General features: G+C 71.2%; 16 protein-coding genes. 13 read left to right on the top strand and 3 right to left on the bottom strand.

Annotated features, from left to right (window positions below; all coding sequences use genetic code 11):
• Nucleotides 1-15 precede the first annotated feature (15 nt).
• On the bottom strand, nucleotides 16-906 hold the full coding sequence (locus tag ACFQ6X_RS06185) for a LysR family transcriptional regulator (protein ID WP_329206192.1): 891 nt from the start codon (nucleotides 904-906) through the stop codon (nucleotides 16-18).
• A 157-nt stretch (nucleotides 907-1,063) separates the two neighbouring features.
• Here ACFQ6X_RS06185 and ACFQ6X_RS06180 point away from each other — a divergent pair, with 157 nt between their 5' ends.
• The 4 genes from ACFQ6X_RS06180 to ACFQ6X_RS06165 are packed head-to-tail and all read left to right on the top strand — an operon-like array spanning nucleotide 1,064 to nucleotide 4,825.
• A complete protein-coding gene (locus tag ACFQ6X_RS06180; RefSeq protein WP_383176862.1) occupies nucleotides 1,064-1,981 on the top strand; it encodes a CoA transferase subunit A in 918 nt (305 codons plus the stop codon).
• Nucleotides 1,982-2,007: 26 nt separating this feature from the next.
• A complete protein-coding gene (locus tag ACFQ6X_RS06175; protein ID WP_383176654.1) occupies nucleotides 2,008-2,787 on the top strand; it encodes a CoA-transferase subunit beta in 780 nt (259 codons plus the stop codon).
• 41 nt (nucleotides 2,788-2,828) lie between these two features.
• Nucleotides 2,829-4,379 (top strand): 3-hydroxyacyl-CoA dehydrogenase, encoded by a 1,551-nt coding sequence (locus ACFQ6X_RS06170; protein ID WP_383176651.1) that lies wholly within the window; start codon nucleotides 2,829-2,831, stop codon nucleotides 4,377-4,379.
• A gap of 56 nt (nucleotides 4,380-4,435) precedes the next feature.
• Nucleotides 4,436-4,825 (top strand): VOC family protein, encoded by a 390-nt coding sequence (locus tag ACFQ6X_RS06165; RefSeq protein WP_383176649.1) that lies wholly within the window; start codon nucleotides 4,436-4,438, stop codon nucleotides 4,823-4,825.
• Here the strand turns inward: ACFQ6X_RS06165 and ACFQ6X_RS06160 are convergent.
• Complete coding sequence (locus ACFQ6X_RS06160; protein WP_383176647.1) at nucleotides 4,768-5,538, bottom strand: DUF6597 domain-containing transcriptional factor; 771 nt, start codon at nucleotides 5,536-5,538, stop codon at nucleotides 4,768-4,770. The two genes, ACFQ6X_RS06165 and ACFQ6X_RS06160, sit on opposite strands and share 58 nt — an antisense overlap.
• A gap of 18 nt (nucleotides 5,539-5,556) precedes the next feature.
• Complete coding sequence (locus tag ACFQ6X_RS06155) at nucleotides 5,557-6,693, bottom strand: YihY/virulence factor BrkB family protein (RefSeq protein WP_329206201.1); 1,137 nt, start codon at nucleotides 6,691-6,693, stop codon at nucleotides 5,557-5,559.
• Between the two features lie 17 nt (nucleotides 6,694-6,710).
• Here ACFQ6X_RS06155 and ACFQ6X_RS06150 point away from each other — a divergent pair, with 17 nt between their 5' ends.
• From ACFQ6X_RS06150 to cysD, 9 genes are all read left to right on the top strand, one after another.
• Nucleotides 6,711-8,348, top strand: coding sequence for an acyl-CoA dehydrogenase family protein (locus ACFQ6X_RS06150; protein ID WP_383176644.1), 1,638 nt, complete (start codon nucleotides 6,711-6,713; stop codon nucleotides 8,346-8,348).
• A 273-nt stretch (nucleotides 8,349-8,621) separates the two neighbouring features.
• Nucleotides 8,622-9,917, top strand: coding sequence for a GAF domain-containing protein (locus tag ACFQ6X_RS06145; protein ID WP_383176641.1), 1,296 nt, complete (start codon nucleotides 8,622-8,624; stop codon nucleotides 9,915-9,917).
• Nucleotides 9,918-10,058: 141 nt separating this feature from the next.
• Entirely contained in the window at nucleotides 10,059-10,673 is a 615-nt protein-coding gene (locus ACFQ6X_RS06140; protein ID WP_383176638.1) for a GNAT family N-acetyltransferase, read from the top strand.
• Between the two features lie 123 nt (nucleotides 10,674-10,796).
• A complete protein-coding gene (locus ACFQ6X_RS06135) occupies nucleotides 10,797-10,880 on the top strand; it encodes a putative leader peptide (RefSeq protein ID WP_310591794.1) in 84 nt (27 codons plus the stop codon).
• Nucleotides 10,881-10,996: 116 nt separating this feature from the next.
• On the top strand, nucleotides 10,997-12,694 hold the full coding sequence (locus ACFQ6X_RS06130) for a nitrite/sulfite reductase (RefSeq protein WP_351173758.1): 1,698 nt from the start codon (nucleotides 10,997-10,999) through the stop codon (nucleotides 12,692-12,694).
• Nucleotides 12,691-12,870, top strand: a complete 180-nt coding sequence (locus ACFQ6X_RS06125) for a hypothetical protein (RefSeq protein ID WP_329206208.1) — start codon at nucleotides 12,691-12,693, stop codon at nucleotides 12,868-12,870. The genes ACFQ6X_RS06130 and ACFQ6X_RS06125 overlap by 4 nt, the downstream gene beginning before the upstream one ends.
• On the top strand, nucleotides 12,867-13,583 hold the full coding sequence (locus ACFQ6X_RS06120) for a phosphoadenylyl-sulfate reductase (RefSeq protein WP_383176634.1): 717 nt from the start codon (nucleotides 12,867-12,869) through the stop codon (nucleotides 13,581-13,583). The genes ACFQ6X_RS06125 and ACFQ6X_RS06120 overlap by 4 nt, the downstream gene beginning before the upstream one ends.
• Nucleotides 13,583-14,152, top strand: coding sequence for an adenylyl-sulfate kinase (gene cysC, locus ACFQ6X_RS06115; RefSeq protein ID WP_329206212.1), 570 nt, complete (start codon nucleotides 13,583-13,585; stop codon nucleotides 14,150-14,152). The genes ACFQ6X_RS06120 and cysC overlap by 1 nt, the downstream gene beginning before the upstream one ends.
• Complete coding sequence (cysD, locus tag ACFQ6X_RS06110) at nucleotides 14,149-15,084, top strand: sulfate adenylyltransferase subunit CysD (protein ID WP_383176631.1); 936 nt, start codon at nucleotides 14,149-14,151, stop codon at nucleotides 15,082-15,084. Before cysC ends, cysD begins: the two co-directional genes overlap by 4 nt.
• The last annotated feature ends 1 nt before the right edge of the window (nucleotide 15,085 follow it).

The following is a 15,085-nucleotide window of genomic DNA, read 5'->3' as shown; positions in this document are numbered from 1 at the left end:
CCCCCGGGGCGTGCCCTACGGCGTCGGCAGGGCCTCCTCGGCGACCGCCAGCACCGCGCGGAGCGCCGCGGAAGGGTTGTCGGCACGCCAGGCCAGCGCCGCCTGCCGCCGGATGGGCGGGCCGGCGAGGGGCCGGTACACCAGCCCGTTCTGCTGGATGTGACGGCAGGAGGAGACGGTGAGGGTGACACCGACGCCCGCGGCGACCAGGGCCAGGATCGTGTACGAGTCGGGGGCCTCCTGCACGACACGCGGATTGAAGCCGGTGGCCTCGCAGGCCTCGACCATGGCGTCACGCACGGTGGACCCGGTGTTGGCCGGGAAGGAGACGAAGGGCTCGTCGGCCAGGATCCCGATCGGGATGCTCTCCAGGTGCGCCAGCCGGTGGTCGGAGGGCAGCGCACACAGCAGCTCCTCCTCGTCGATCACCCGGTAGGCCACCCCCGGCTGGGTCACCGGGAGGCGGACGAAGCCCAGGTCGAGCGATCCGTCGGCGACCCGCGACAGGGCGACGTTGGCGTACGTCTGCCCCTTCATGACCAGCTCCAGCGCGGGGTGGGCCGCACGGACGGCCCGGGTCAGCTGCGGCAGCGTCTCGTGGCTGGAGGCGCCGGCGAATCCGATCGTGACCCGGCCGTACTCGCCGCGTCCCGCGGCCCTGGCCGCCCGTACCGCCGTGTCGAGGTCGTCGAGCACGGTCCGTACGGGTTCGAGGAAGGACTCCCCCGCGCTGGTGAGCCGCACCGAGCGGGTGTTGCGCTCGAAGAGCTGGACGCCGAGCTCCTTCTCCAGCTGCCGGATCTGCTGGCTGAGCGGCGGCTGCGCCATCTGCAGCCGCTTGGCGGCCCGGCCGAAGTGCAGCTCCTCGGCCACGGCGGTGAAGGCGGTCAGATGACGCAGTTCCATACGGAACACCCATTCATTAATCAGCGGTCTTGATCCGACCTTAATTTGGTATTGGACAGCAATCAATGGCCGCTGACACGGTAGGCCGACCAGCACACACTCGCCGAGGAGCACCGTGGACCGGACGGACAGGACCGACGACGGGCCGGACAAGACCATGTCGATGAAGGCGGCCGTCGCCGCCTTCGTCCAGGACGGCGTCACCGTCTGCCTGGAGGGCTTCACCCACCTCATCCCCACCGCGGCCGGGCACGAGATAATCCGCCAGGGCCGCCGGGACCTCACGGTCGTCCGGATGACCGCGGACATCGTGGTGGACCAGATGATCGCCGCGGGCTGCGTCTCGCGGCTGGTCTCCTCCTTCGTGGGCAACTCCTCCGCCGGTTCGCTCGGAGAGCTGCGGCGCCGGATCGAGAGCAGCGACCCCGCGCCCCTCGCCTTCGAGGAGTACAGCCACTACGGCATGATCTGCCGCTATCTCGCCGGAGCCCAGCGGCTGCCGTTCTATCCGCTGCGCAGCTACGGGGGCAGCGACCTGCCGTCCGTCAACAGCGATCTGCGCAAGGTCGCCTCGCCCTACCCCGGGCCGGACGGCGGGACCGAGCAGATCTACGTCGTGCCGCCCGTGAACCCGGACGTGACGTTCATCCACGCCCAGCGGGCCGACCGCAGGGGCAACACGCAGATGTGGGGCCTGACGGGCATCCAGGCGGAGGCCGTGTACGCCGCCGGCAAGGCCGTCGTCGTCGTGGAGGAGATCGTCGGCGACGAGGTGGTCCGCTCGGACCCGAACCGCACGCTCGTCCCCGCCCACGCGGTGGACGCCGTCGTCGTCTGCCCGCGCGGGGCGCACCCCTCGTTCGCGCAGGGCTACTACGACCGGGACAACGACTTCTACCGGGCCTGGTCGCACATCAGCAAGGACCCGGAGCGGCTGCAGGAGTGGCTGCGGGAGTGGGTGTACGGCACGGCCGACCACTCCGAGTACGTCGCCAAGCTGGGCGAGGACTTCTGGGCGGGGCTCGCGGTCGGCGAGGCACTCAGCGAACCGGTGAACTACGGACGTCGGCTGTGAGCGCGGAACACGAGAAGGAGCTGGTCATGACCACCACCACCGAGCCGGGCACCGTCACGTCCTCGGAGCTGCTGTCCGTCGTCGCCTCCCGCGAACTGGCCGCGCGCCGCACGGTCTTCGCCGGAATCGGACTGCCGACGCTCGCCACCGAGCTGGCCCATCTGACGGTGGCCCCGCAGATCGAGGTCGTGTACGAGTCCGGGGTCTGCGGGGCGCACCCCTCGCATCTGCCCGAGACCATCGCCGACGCCGTGCTCATCTCCGGCGCGGAGGCGGTGCTGTCGATGCCGGCCCTGTTCGGCAACGTCCTGCAGGGCGGCCACATCGACGTCGGCTTCCTGGGCGCGGCGCAGATCGACCGGTGGGGCAATCTGAACACCTCCGTGATCGGCGACTGGGAGAGCCCCTCGGTGCGGCTTCCCGGCTCCGGCGGCGGCATCGAGGTGATGGCCAACTCCCGTGAGGTCTTCGTGGTGATGCGCCGCCACAATCCACGCTCCTTCACCGAGGCCCTGGACTTCTGCACCACACCGGGCCCGGACCGCGCGCTCGCCGAGGGCATCCGGCCGCTGGGGGTCGGCGTCACCCGGGTCATCACCGAACTGGGCATCCTGGCCCGCGAGGGGATCGGCGAGGAGCTCCGGCTGGTCTCGGTGCACCCGGGCGTCACGGTGGAGCAGGTGCGGGCGGCGACGGGCTGGGACCTGAAGGTGGCCGACACTGTCGGGACCGTGCCGCCGCCCACCGTCGCGGAGCTGCGACTCCTGCGGGAGGACGTCGACCCCGACCGCGTCTATCTTCGCTGAGACGACTCACCGTCCCGAACCCCGAGAGGACCCCATCTTCCATGCGTATCAGGATCGTCGGCGCCGGAGCCATGGGCCGCGGTATCGCCCAGTGGGCGGCGTCCGCAGGACACACCGTCGAGCTGTGCGACGTCCGTACGGAGGCGGTGACGGCGGCCGTGGACTTCGTACGGTCCATGCTGGAACGCGCCGTGGACAAGGGCCGGATGTCCGCCGGGGACTGTGCCGCAGCCCTGGAGCGGCTGGTCCCCCTGGACGATCCCTGGGCACAGGGACCTGACGTCGACCTGGTCATCGAGGCCGTTCGGGAGGACCTGGACACCAAGGCGGAGGTGTTCGGGAAGCTGGAGCGGGCCCTGCCCGGCTCCGCCGTCTTCGCGACCAACACCTCGTCCCTGTCGGTGACCCGGATCGCCGCGTCGCTGAAGGACCCGACGCGGCTGGCGGGGCTGCACTTCTTCAACCCCGTACCGCTGATGAAGATCGTCGAGATCGTGCCGGGAGCCGCAACCCGCCCCGAGATCCCGCCGGCGCTGACCGAGCTGGTCGAGAGCTGCGGCCACCGTGCGGTCACGGTCGCCGACACCCCCGGCTTCCTGGTCAACCACGCCGGGCGCGGTCTGGTGACCGAGGCGCTCGCGCTGCTGGAGGAGTCGGTCTCCGACCCGGCGGGCATCGACCGGATCGCCCGGGACGTGCTGGGGCTGCGCATGGGCCCGTTCGAGCTGATGGACCTCACCGGGCTCGACGTGACCGCGGCCGTGATCGACTCGATCTGGCAGGGCTTCCGGTACGAGGACCGGCTCCGCCCCTCCTACCTGACCCCGAACCGGGTGGCCGCGGGCCTGCACGGCCGCAAGACCGGGCAGGGCTGGTTCGCGTACGGCTCCGAGGCGCCCGCCCCGGCATCGGAGGCGCCGGTGACGGGCGACGCCGGCCGGCCGGTGTTCGTGGTGGACACGGGCACGGGCACGACGTCCGGCGCCGATGCCCTCCGCGCGGCGCTGACCGCCGCGGGAGCCACCGTCGAGAGCGGCTCCGCGCCCTCCGCCGACGCCGTCGTCCTGGTCCCGGTCTGGGGCACCACGGTGGCCTCCGCGGTGGCCTCGCTCGGCCTGCCCGCCGGGCGCACCTTCGGCGTGGACCCGCTGCCCGCGGCCGGCCGCCGCCGCGTGCTCGCGGTGACGCCCGCGGCCGGCCCGGACGCCGCGCGGGACGCCCGTGCGGTGCTGGCCCGCGCGGCGGACGGCGAGGAGCCGTACGCCGTGTCGGTGGTGCGGGACACGGCGGGTTCGGTCGCGCAGCGGCTGCTCGCCTCGGTGGTGTCCGTCGCCGCGTCGATCGCCGAGCGCTCGCTCGCCACCCCGGCGGACATCGACCTGGCGGTGACGGCCGGACTCGGCTACCCGGTGGGACCACTCGCCTGGGGCGACCGGATCGGGGCCGTCCGGATGCTGGAGCTGCAGCGTGCCCTGCACGCGACGACCGGCGACCCCCGCCACCGGCCGACCCGCTGGCTCACCGAACGCGCCCAGCTCGGCCTTCCGCTGACGAACCCCGGCACCTCGCCCGCCGCGTGCACGACCGGGTGACGGCGGTGACCGTTTCGTACAAGACCTGCGAGCGGTGACCCGCATACCTTCGGTCCATGACTCCACGACTCGACGCGATCAGCATCACGACCGCGGACCTGGCCGCATCGCTCGCCTTCTACCGCCGGCTCGGACTCGACATCCCCGCCGACGCGGAATCGGCACCCCACGTCGAAGTGGCACTGCCCGGCGGGCAGCGTCTTCTGTGGGACACGGAGGACGTCGTCCGTGACTTCGATCCGGAGTGGACCGGCTCGAAGGGCGGCGAGCGTGTCGGGCTCGCCTTCCTGTGCGACAGCCCGGCGGAGGTCGACGCGGTGTACGCCGGACTGACCGGTGCCGGATACCAGGGCCACCTGGAGCCCTGGGACGCCGCATGGGGGCAGCGCTACGCCGTCGTGCTCGATCCGGACGGCAGCGCGGTGTCGCTCTTCGCCGGCGCCTGACCGGCTCCGCCCAGCGCGGCGAGATAGCCGCCGAGCGTCGTACCGGCCAGGTCCCGCACCTCACGGGCGAGGTGGGCCTGGTCGGTGCACCCGGCGGCGCAGGCGGCCTCGGCGTACGGCGTTCCGGCCCGTACGAGGGCCAGGGCGCGCTGCAGCCGCAGGACCCTGGCGAGGGTTTTCGGCCCGTATCCGAAGGCGGCCAGGGAGCGCCGGTGCAACTGGCGGGCTCCCAGCCCGACCGACCTCGCCGTGTCGGCGACGGAGAGTCCCTGCCGGAGCCGCTCCGCGGCGGACACCGCGAGCGGGTCCGGCGGGTTCGCGTCGGCTGCCCTGCGCAGGGCGATGTCCTCCAGTGCGGCGGCCGGGTCGGCGCCCCCGCCGATCCTCTCGGCCAGTCTGCGGACCTCCGCGCCCGGCCACACCGCGTCGAGGGGGACCCGCCGGTCACGCAGCTCGTGCGCGGGTACGCCGAGCAGTGCGGGCGCCGTTCCGGGCGCGAAGCGGATGCCGGTGCACGGTCCGGGGCCGGCCTCCGCGGCAGTGAACGCATGGGTGTCGGGGCCCGCCACGAGCAGCCGGCCGCCGGTCCAGAGCAGGTCCATGCATCCGTCGGGCAGGACGGCCCGTGCGGGGTCGCGCGGCCCGCTCCAGTTCCAGACCGTCGCACCGCCGAAGCGCGACGACCGCTCCTCGTACCGTCCGCCCGCAGCCATGGGCTCCACGCTACGGCGTCACTGCTCCTTGGCGTCCTTGTCGCGGTTCCCGTGGAGCCGGGACTTCACGTCGTCCGGCGGCAGGAAGCGGGACCAGCGCTCGGGGAACTCGGACGGCATGTACACGTCCTCGTCCTCGTCGTCCGCGTAGGCGTCCCAGTTCGCCGACTGGGCCCGGGCCACGAGCTCGGCCGCCTGGGCCGCGCGTAGCCGCTCGTTGGCCGCACGGGCCGCGGCGGTGGCAAGCGAAGGCCATACCCGGTCGATCGCGGCATTCACCGCGGCGCCGACGAGTACGGCGAATGCTGAGATACCTATCCAGAGCAGGACAGCGATGGGCGCGGCCAACGAACCGTAGATCGTGGGCCCTTCGACCGTGTTCGTGAGATAGATCCGCAGCAGGAAGCAGCCCACCACCCACATCCCGAGCGCCACCAGCGCACCGGGAACGTCCTCGATCCACGGCGAACGGACGGGTACGGAGACGTGGTAGAGCGTCGTCAGGAACGCGATCGACAGGACGATGACCAACGGCCAGTACAGGACGGCGAGTACCTCGGTCCCCCACGGGACGAACTCCACGACCCGGTCGGGACCGACCACCAGCAAGGGCAGCACCACCGCTCCCAGCAGCAGGGCGACCACGTACAGCAGGAAGGCGAGCAGGCGGGTCTTGACGATGCCCCGGTGCCCGTCGAGCCCGTACATCACGGTGATGGTGTCGATGAAGACGTTCACCGCCCGGGAACCCGACCAGAGGGCGATCGCGAAGCCGAGCGAGATGACGTCGGGGCGCGCACCGGTCGTCACGTCGTCCATGAGCGGCCTGGCGATGTCCTTCACGCCCCGCTCGGACAGCACGGTCTGCACCGCACCGAGGATGTTGCGCTCGATGGAGGCGACCGTGGTGGTGGCTGTCCAGTCGTCGACGTAGCCGAGCAGGCCGATCAGCCCGAGCAGCAGCGGCGGCAGTGACAGCAGGGTGAAGAACGCCGCCTCGGCCGCGAGACCGAGGATGCGGTATTCCATGCACGAGTTGACCGTGTCCTTGAGCAACTGCCACGCCATCTGCCGCTTGGATACGTTGCGGTAGAGGACTCGAGCCCGGTGGAGCCGACCCGGTGGCCGCTCGGGTGTTTCTTTTGCTGCCTGCACGTCCTTACCGTATCGGCATGGCAGCAAGCACCCACACAGTGACCAACCAGGTCCCGCCGCTGGTCGGCTATGACGTCTTCGCCACCGACCGCGCCCTCACCGAAGCGGTCGAAAGACACATCGCGCCCGAGATCCTCCCCGAGGCGCAGAGGGAACTCGGGGCGCTCGGCCTGTCCGCCGGCTCCGTCCAGGCACAGCTGTGGGGCGCTCAGGCGAACGAGAATCCGCCCGGACTGCACACGCACGACCGCTACGGACACCGCGTCGACGAAGTGGAGTTCCATCCGGCCTGGCACCGGCTGCTGGGGCACGCGGTCTCGGCCGGTCTGACCGACGCCTGGGGCCGGCCGGCCGGACATGTGCGGCGCGCGGCCGGGTTCCTGGTGTGGACGCAGGCCGAGGCCGGCCACGGCTGCCCGCTGTCGATGACGCACGCCGCCGTCCCCGCGCTGCGGACCGATCCCGCACTGGCCGCCGAGTGGGAGCCCCTGCTGACCTCGCACGTGTACGAGGAGGGGCTGCGGCCTCCGTCGCAGAAGGCCGGCGTGCTCTTCGGAATGGGCATGACGGAGAAGCAGGGCGGCACCGATGTGCGCTCCAACACGACCCGTGCCGAGCCGCTGGCCGGCGACGGCGAGTACCTGCTCACCGGCCACAAGTGGTTCTGCTCGGCGCCCATGTCCGACGGGTTCCTGGTGCTGGCGCAGGCGCCGGGCGGCCTGAGCTGCTTCCTCGTGCCCCGCGTCCTGCCGGACGGCGCCCGCAACGCGTTCGCGATCCAGCGCCTCAAGGACAAGCTGGGCAACAGGTCCAACGCCTCCGCCGAGGTCGAGTTCGACGGGACCTGGGCGCGCCGGGTCGGCGAGGAGGGGCGCGGGGTGCGCACCATCATCGAGATGGTGGCGGCGACCCGGCTGGACTGTGTGGTCGGTTCGTCGGCGCTGATGCGGCAGGCGGTGGCGCAGGCGATCCATCACACCGCGTACCGCAGCGCGTTCGGCGGACTGCTGATCGAGAAGCCGCTGATGCGCAACGTCCTGGCGGATCTGGCCCTGGAGTCGGAGGCGGCGACGACGCTGGCGCTGCGGCTGGCCGCCGCGTACGACGCGGACACGGACGAGGAGCGCGCCTTCCTGCGGATCGCGGTGCCGACCGCCAAGTACTGGGTGACGAAGCGGTGCGGCGCTGTGGTCGGCGAGGCCCTGGAGTGCCTCGGCGGAAACGGGTACGTGGAGCAGTCCGGGATGCCCCGGCTGCTGCGCGAGGCGCCGCTCAACTCGATCTGGGAAGGCTCGGGCAATGTGCAGGCGCTCGATGTGCTGCGCGCGCTCCAGCGCGAGCCGCAGGCGCTCAACGCGTTCCTGGTGGAGGTCGGAAAGGCGCGCGGCGCCGATCACCGGCTCGATGCCGCGATCAAGGACCTGCTGACGGAGCTGGCGGATCTGGATGCCGTGGAGGCGCGGGCCAGGAGGCTGGTGGAGCGGATGGCCCTCGTGCTCCAGGGTTCGCTGCTGCTGCGCTGGGCTCCACCGGAGGTCGCGGACGCGTTCTGCGCCTCGCGGCTCGGCAGGGACTGGGGCTCCGCGTTCGGGACGCTGCCGCACAGCCTCGACCTGGCGTCGATCGTGGAGCGGGCCCGGGCCGCGGACCGTTAGTTCTCCGGCTTAGGGCCAACGATGGAAGGTGGTGCTGCGCCGACACGGCACCACCCTCCACCTTTGTGGACCACCGAACGGCGGAGCCGAGGACTCCCCGTCCGGTGTTCAGCCACTCTCATACGATCTGCGGCATGTCACCAGAGTTGCAAAGGGTTGCAACATTGTGTGGAGTGCGCGGCACCACGGACCCGGGCACGGCAGGATGGGTCTTCTGGACCCGGTGCTTTCCCGTCCAAACCGGGTCCACGCTTTGTTTTGGGGGAACCCGTCATGGAGACAAGCCCTGCCGTGGCAGCGCGACCGGCAGCAGAACCGCAGCCGGTGGTGACCGCCACACGCCTGGTGCACCGGGCCAGGGAGGCCCGTCTGGCCGGCGCACGCGGGGTGCCGGTCCCCCGCGCGGAGATCGACGCGTCCTGGGACCGGGTGCTCCGCAGCGGCATCGATCCCGAGCAGTCGCCGGAGAGCGAACTGCTGGAGGCGGACGAGATCGAGCACCGGCGCCGGAGCACGGTGCTCGGCGACGTCATGCCGCTGCTGCGGGACGGGCTGGCCGCGATCGCCGACGCGGCCCAGCAGATCCTCGTCGTCACGGACAACGAGGGCCGGGTGCTGTGGCGCCAGGGCCACACGGCCGTGATGCGCCTGGCCAAGGACATCTGCCTGGAGGAGGGAGCCGCCTGGTCGGAGTCGACGACCGGGACGAACGCGATCGGCACGGCGCTCGCCACCCGCACCCCGGTGCAGGTCCACTCGGCCGAGCACTTCATCCGCGCCCTGCACAACTGGACGTGTGCGGCGGCCCCGGTGCGCGATCCGCGCGACGGACGGCTGATGGGCATCGTCGACATCAGCGGCCCTGCGTCCACGTTCCATCCGACGACGCTGGCGCTGGTCGGCTCGGTGGCCTCGCTCGCGGAGAGCGAACTGCGGACACGGCACCTGGTGGCGATCGAGCGGCTGCGGTCGGTGGCGGCGCCCATCCTGTGCCGGCTGGGCGGCCGTGCGCTGGTGGTGGACACCCACGGCTGGCTGGCCGCCGTGATCGGTATGCCACCGGTGGACCGGCTGCCGCTGCCGAAGTCGCTGCGGCCGGGCCGGGTGTGGCTGGCGTCGCTCGGGATGTGCCTCGTGGAGCCCCTGCCGGGGGGCTGGCTGGTGCAGGTGGCGGACGGCACGGCCGACGCACCGCCGCGCCGTGTGGTGCTCGACCTGAGCCGGGAGCGTGGGCTCGCGGTGCATGTGGCAGGTCCGGTGGGCACCTGGACCCAGCGGCTCTCCCCCCGCCACGCGGAGCTGCTGTACGCCCTGGCCCTGCACCGGGAGGGGCGCACCGCGGCGGAGCTGGCCCAGGACATCTTCGGCGACCCGACCCGGACGGTGACGGTCCGGGCGGAGATCTCCCGTATACGGCGCCATCTGGCGGAGGTGCTCGCCCATCGCCCGTACCGCTTCGGTGAGGGGGTGGAGGTGGAGGTGATCCATCCGGACCTGCCGGCGGACCTGCTGCCCCGTTCGACGGCTCCGGTGGTGGTCAGGACGCGTACGTCCGCGGGTACGGTCTGAGACCGGCCGGACAGCGATGGGCGGATCCCCGGGCGGGCCGGGTGGGGACGGCCGGGCAGCGGTGGCCGCAGGTCCGGTGCGGCGCGGGTCCCGCGTGGACCGGGTTTGGCGCCGCGCGGACGGCGTGGTTTTCTGGCGGCCATGAGCAACCCGACCCTTCCCTCCGCCCCTGCCGCTCCCACCTCCGAGGTGACCATCTGGTCCCTTGAGCAGACCTCGCCCGACGATCTGCGCCCCGCGGCCGCTCCCACGGGCGATGTGCGGATCGTCCGGTCGCAGACGGCACTGCCGGAGTTCAGCCGGTTCCTCTACACGGCGGTGGGCGGGGACATCCGGTGGACCGACCGGCTGGGACTGACGTACGCGCAGTGGCAGGAGGTCCTGGACCGGCCGGGCGCGGAGACCTGGGTGGCGTACGAGAACGGGACCCCCGCCGGTTTCATCGAGCTCGACTCGCAGGAGGGCGGTGTGGTCGAGATCGGCTACTTCGGGCTCATCCCGGCCTTCCGGGGGCGCCGCATCGGCGGCCATCTCCTGTCGTACGGAGTGGCGCGCGCGTGGGACCTCGCCGAACGCCACCCCGGCCGGATGCCCACCGAGCGGGTGTGGGTGCACACCTGCTCCAACGACGGCCCGCACGCCATGGACAACTACCTTCGCCGCGGTTTCCGGCTGTTCGACACCCGGACCGAGCGGGAGCCCGACGCCGTGAACCCCGGCCCCTGGCCCGGCGCGTACGACGACTCCGCGGCCTGACAAAGTCGCTTTGTCGATGTCCCGGAAGTGACGGATGCCACAGCGTCTCACATTCCGGGACCATCTCGTCCACATACTGGATCGTGGTGGACTGTCCCGAGATCCGCGTGACACGCTTCCTTCATGTCTGGAACTGGAATTGCCTTGGTGAGTCGGCGGCACGTCGACCTCGGCCGCATGTCCAGCGCCATCTGTCCGGCCCGCTGAGAGTCTCCAGCACCGCCGCGCCCTCCTGATCACGCTTCATCCCTGCGCACCGCCGCGCTTCACGCGAGTGTGCAGTTCAGAGCCGCCCTCCTGCAGTCCCGAAGGACGTATTTGCCATGGCCGCCACCCCCGAACAGCCTGCTACCGCCACGCCCCGCCGCAAGGCCGGACGTCACCGTGGTGAAGGTCAGTGGGCCATGGGTCACTACACCCCGCTCAACGGGAACGAGCAGTTCAAGAAGGACGACGACAGTCTCAACGTGCGGACACGCATTGAGACGATCTATTCCAAGCGCGGGTTCGACTCGATCGACCCGAACGATCTTCGCGGCCGTATGCGCTGGTGGGGTCTGTACACCCAGCGCAGGGCCGGCATCGACGGCGGCAAGACCGCGGTGCTCGAGCCCGAGGAGCTCGAGGACTCGTACTTCATGCTGCGGGTGCGCATCGACGGCGGACGGCTGACGACCGCGCAGCTGCGGGTGATCGGCGAGATCTCCGAGCAGTACGCGCGCGGGACGGCCGACATCACCGACCGGCAGAACGTCCAGATGCACTGGATCCGCATCGAGGACGTCCCGGCGATCTGGGAGAAGCTGGAGGCAGTCGGGCTCTCCACGACCGAGGCCTGCGGTGACTGCCCCCGCGTGATCATCGGCTCGCCCGTCGCGGGCATCGCCGCGGACGAGATCATCGACGGCACGCCCGCGGTGGACGAGATCCACGACCGGTACATCGGCAGCCCGGAGTTCTCCAACCTGCCGCGCAAGTTCAAGACCGCGATCTCCGGCTCGCCCGTCCAGGACGTGGTGCACGAGATCAACGACATCGCCTTCGTCGGTGTCGACCACCCCGAGCACGGTCCGGGCTTCGACGTCTGGGTCGGCGGCGGTCTGTCCACCAACCCGCGGCTGGCCGAACGCCTGGGCACCTGGGTGCCGTTGGACGAGGTTCCCGATGTCTGGGCCGGTGTCGTCGGCATCTTCCGCGACTACGGCTACCGCCGTCTGCGCACGCGTGCCCGCCTCAAGTTCCTGATGGCCGACTGGGGTCCCGCGAAGTTCCGTCAGGTGCTGGAGGACGAGTACCTGAAGCGTCCGCTGCTGGACGGCCCCGCCCCCGCCGAACCCTCCTCCCGCTGGCGCGACCACATCGGCGTCCACGAGCAGCAGGACGGCCGTTTCTACGTGGGCTTCGCCCCGCGCGTCGGCCGGGTGGACGGTTCCACCCTGGCCAAGATCGCGGAGCTGGCCGAGGCGCACGGCTCGGGCCGGGTCCGCACCACCGTCGAGCAGAAGATGATCATCCTCGACGTGGAGCGGGACCAGGTCGAGTCGCTCTCCGCCGGGCTGGAGGCGCTGGACTTCCAGGTGAAGCCCTCCAGCTTCCGGCGCGGCACGATGGCCTGCACCGGCATCGAGTTCTGCAAGCTGGCGATCGTCGAGACGAAGGCGCGCGGCGCCGCGCTCATCGACGAACTGGAGCGCCGCCTGCCGGACTTCGAGGAGCCGCTCACCATCAACATCAACGGCTGCCCCAACGCCTGCGCCCGCATCCAGACCGCGGACATCGGTCTCAAGGGCCAGCTCATGCTCGACGCCGACGGCAACCAGGTCGAGGGCTACCAGGTGCACCTGGGCGGCGCGCTCGGCCTGGAGGCCGGATTCGGCCGCAAGGTCCGTGGTCTGAAGGTCACTTCGGCCGAACTGCCCGACTACGTCGAGCGGGTCCTCGGCAGGTTCCAGGAGGAGCGCGAGGACGACGAGCGCTTCGCGACCTGGGCCGCGCGGGCCAGTGCGGAGTCGCTGTCATGAGCGAACGAGCTGCGCCCTTCTACTGCCCGTACTGCGGCGACGAGGACCTGCGCCCGCACGAGGCGGGGCACGGGGCCTGGGAATGTGCTTCCTGCAATCGCGCGTTCCAGCTGAAGTTCCTGGGCCTGCTGGCCCACGGACTCCAGCGCAACGACGTGGAAGGGGACGGGACATGACGGACACGCTGCAAACCGGCGAGCTCACCGACGAGGCCCTGAAGGAGCTGGCGGTACGTGCGGGGCGCGAGCTGGAGGACGCCTCCGCGCTCGACATCCTGAAGTGGGCCACCGACACCTTCGGCAAGCGGTTCTGCGTCACCTCCTCCATGGAGGACGCGGTCGTCGCGCACCTCGCCTCCCGCGTCGCGCCCGGCGTGGACGTGGTGTTCCTCGACACCGGCTACCACTTCGAGGAGACGATCGGGACCCGGGACGCGGTGGACGCGGTGATGGACGTCAACGTCATCACGCTGACCCCGCGCCAGTCGGTGGCCGAGCAGGACGCCCGGTACGGGCCGAAGCTGCACGACCGGGACCCCGACCTGTGCTGCGCGCTGCGCAAGGTCAAGCCGCTGGAGGAGGGCCTGACCGCGTACGGGGCCTGGGCGACCGGCCTGCGCCGCGACGAGTCCCCCACCCGGGCGAACACCCCGGTCGTCGGCTGGGACGAGAAGCGCCGCAAGGTCAAGGTCTCGCCGATCGCCCGCTGGACCCAGGACGACGTGGACGCGTACGTCGCCGAGCACGGCGTACTGACCAACCCGCTGCTGATGGACGGTTACGCCTCCGTCGGCTGCGCGCCCTGCACCCGTCGGGTGCTGGAGGGCGAGGACGCACGGGCCGGCCGCTGGGCCGGACGCGGGAAGACCGAATGCGGGCTGCACGGCTGATGACGACTGATCAGGAGATTTCGATGAGCGTGACGGAGACGGGAGCCACCGTCTGGCTCACCGGTCTGCCGAGCGCGGGCAAGACCACCATCGCGTACGAGCTGGCGGGCCGGCTGCGCAGTGACGGCCACCGGGTCGAGGTCCTGGACGGCGACGAGATCCGGGAGTTCCTCTCGGCGGGCCTCGGCTTCTCCCGCGAGGACCGGCACACCAACGTCCAGCGGATCGGCTTCGTCGCCGAACTGCTGGCGGCCAACGGCGTGAAGGTGCTCGTGCCGGTCATCGCCCCGTACGCCGACAGCCGGGACGCGGTGCGCAAGCGCCACGGCGCCGAGGGCACCGCGTATCTGGAGGTGCACGTCGCGACGCCGGTCGAGGTGTGCTCCGTACGCGATGTGAAGGGGCTGTACGCCAAGCAGGCAGCGGGCGAGATCAGTGGCCTCACCGGGGTCGACGACCCCTACGAGGCACCCGAGTCGCCGGATCTGCGGATCGAGTCGCACCAGCAGACCGTGCAGGAGTCCGCAGCGGCACTTCGTGCGCTGCTCACCGAGAGGGGCCTGGCGTGAGCACTGTCGCCACCGTGCCGGAAGGCACCGTCAATCCGTACGCGCTCAGCCACCTCGACTCCCTGGAGTCCGAGGCGGTTCACATCTTCCGCGAGGTGGCGGGTGAGTTCGAGCGGCCGGTGATCCTCTTCTCCGGCGGCAAGGACTCGATCCTCATGCTGCACCTGGCCCTCAAGGCATTCGCCCCGGCCCCGGTCCCCTTCACGCTGCTGCACGTCGACACCGGGCACAACTTCCCGGAGGTCCTCGAGTACCGGGACCGCACCGTGGAGAAGCACGGTCTGCGCCTGCATGTCGCCTCCGTCCAGGAGTACATCGACGCGGGCAAGCTCCGCGAGCGCCCCGACGGCACCCGCAACCCGCTGCAGACCGTCCCGCTGACCGAGGCCATCCAGCAGCACCGCTTCGACGCCGTGTTCGGCGGCGGCCGGCGCGACGAGGAGAAGGCCCGGGCCAAGGAGCGGGTCTTCTCGCTGCGGGACGAGTTCTCCCAGTGGGACCCGCGCCGGCAGCGCCCCGAGCTGTGGCAGCTGTACAACGGCCGGCACGCCGCCGGTGAGCACGTCCGCGTGTTCCCGATCTCCAACTGGACCGAGCTCGACGTCTGGCAGTACATCGAGCGCGAGGGGATCGAGCTCCCGGAGATCTACTTCGCCCACGACCGCGAGGTCTTCAACCGCTCCGGCATGTGGCTGACCGCAGGTGACTGGGGCGGTCCCAAGGACCACGAGACGGTCGAGACCCGTCAGGTCCGCTACCGCACGGTCGGCGACATGTCCTGCACCGGTGCCGTCGACTCCGACGCCACCACGCTGGACGCCGTGATCACCGAGATCGCCGCCTCCCGGCTCACCGAGCGGGGCGCGACCCGCGCCGACGACAAGATGTCCGAGGCCGCGATGGAAGACCGCAAGCGCGAGGGGTACTTCTAAA

The sequence above is a fragment of the Streptomyces sp. NPDC056452 genome, from assembly GCF_042796085.1.
In the GTDB taxonomy this organism is placed as follows: domain Bacteria; phylum Actinomycetota; class Actinomycetes; order Streptomycetales; family Streptomycetaceae; genus Streptomyces.
The sequence above is the reverse complement of the archived record's forward strand: the minus strand, read 5'-3'. Positions and strand labels throughout refer to the sequence as shown.

Coding starts and splice junctions, on each gene's coding strand:
- ACFQ6X_RS06120 (WP_383176634.1), top strand. CDS start 12,867: ATGACGGACACGCTGCAAACCGGCGAGCTCACCGACGAGGCCCTGAAG.
- ACFQ6X_RS06165 (WP_383176649.1), top strand. CDS start 4,436: ATGACTCCACGACTCGACGCGATCAGCATCACGACCGCGGACCTGGCC.
- ACFQ6X_RS06125 (WP_329206208.1), top strand. CDS start 12,691: ATGAGCGAACGAGCTGCGCCCTTCTACTGCCCGTACTGCGGCGACGAG.
- ACFQ6X_RS06150 (WP_383176644.1), top strand. CDS start 6,711: ATGGCAGCAAGCACCCACACAGTGACCAACCAGGTCCCGCCGCTGGTC.
- ACFQ6X_RS06170 (WP_383176651.1), top strand. CDS start 2,829: ATGCGTATCAGGATCGTCGGCGCCGGAGCCATGGGCCGCGGTATCGCC.
- ACFQ6X_RS06160 (WP_383176647.1), bottom strand. CDS start 5,538: ATGGCTGCGGGCGGACGGTACGAGGAGCGGTCGTCGCGCTTCGGCGGT.
- ACFQ6X_RS06180 (WP_383176862.1), top strand. CDS start 1,064: ATGTCGATGAAGGCGGCCGTCGCCGCCTTCGTCCAGGACGGCGTCACC.
- ACFQ6X_RS06130 (WP_351173758.1), top strand. CDS start 10,997: ATGGCCGCCACCCCCGAACAGCCTGCTACCGCCACGCCCCGCCGCAAG.
- ACFQ6X_RS06185 (WP_329206192.1), bottom strand. CDS start 906: ATGGAACTGCGTCATCTGACCGCCTTCACCGCCGTGGCCGAGGAGCTG.
- ACFQ6X_RS06145 (WP_383176641.1), top strand. CDS start 8,622: ATGGAGACAAGCCCTGCCGTGGCAGCGCGACCGGCAGCAGAACCGCAG.
- cysC (WP_329206212.1), top strand. CDS start 13,583: ATGACGACTGATCAGGAGATTTCGATGAGCGTGACGGAGACGGGAGCC.
- ACFQ6X_RS06140 (WP_383176638.1), top strand. CDS start 10,059: ATGAGCAACCCGACCCTTCCCTCCGCCCCTGCCGCTCCCACCTCCGAG.
- ACFQ6X_RS06175 (WP_383176654.1), top strand. CDS start 2,008: ATGACCACCACCACCGAGCCGGGCACCGTCACGTCCTCGGAGCTGCTG.
- ACFQ6X_RS06135 (WP_310591794.1), top strand. CDS start 10,797: ATGTCTGGAACTGGAATTGCCTTGGTGAGTCGGCGGCACGTCGACCTC.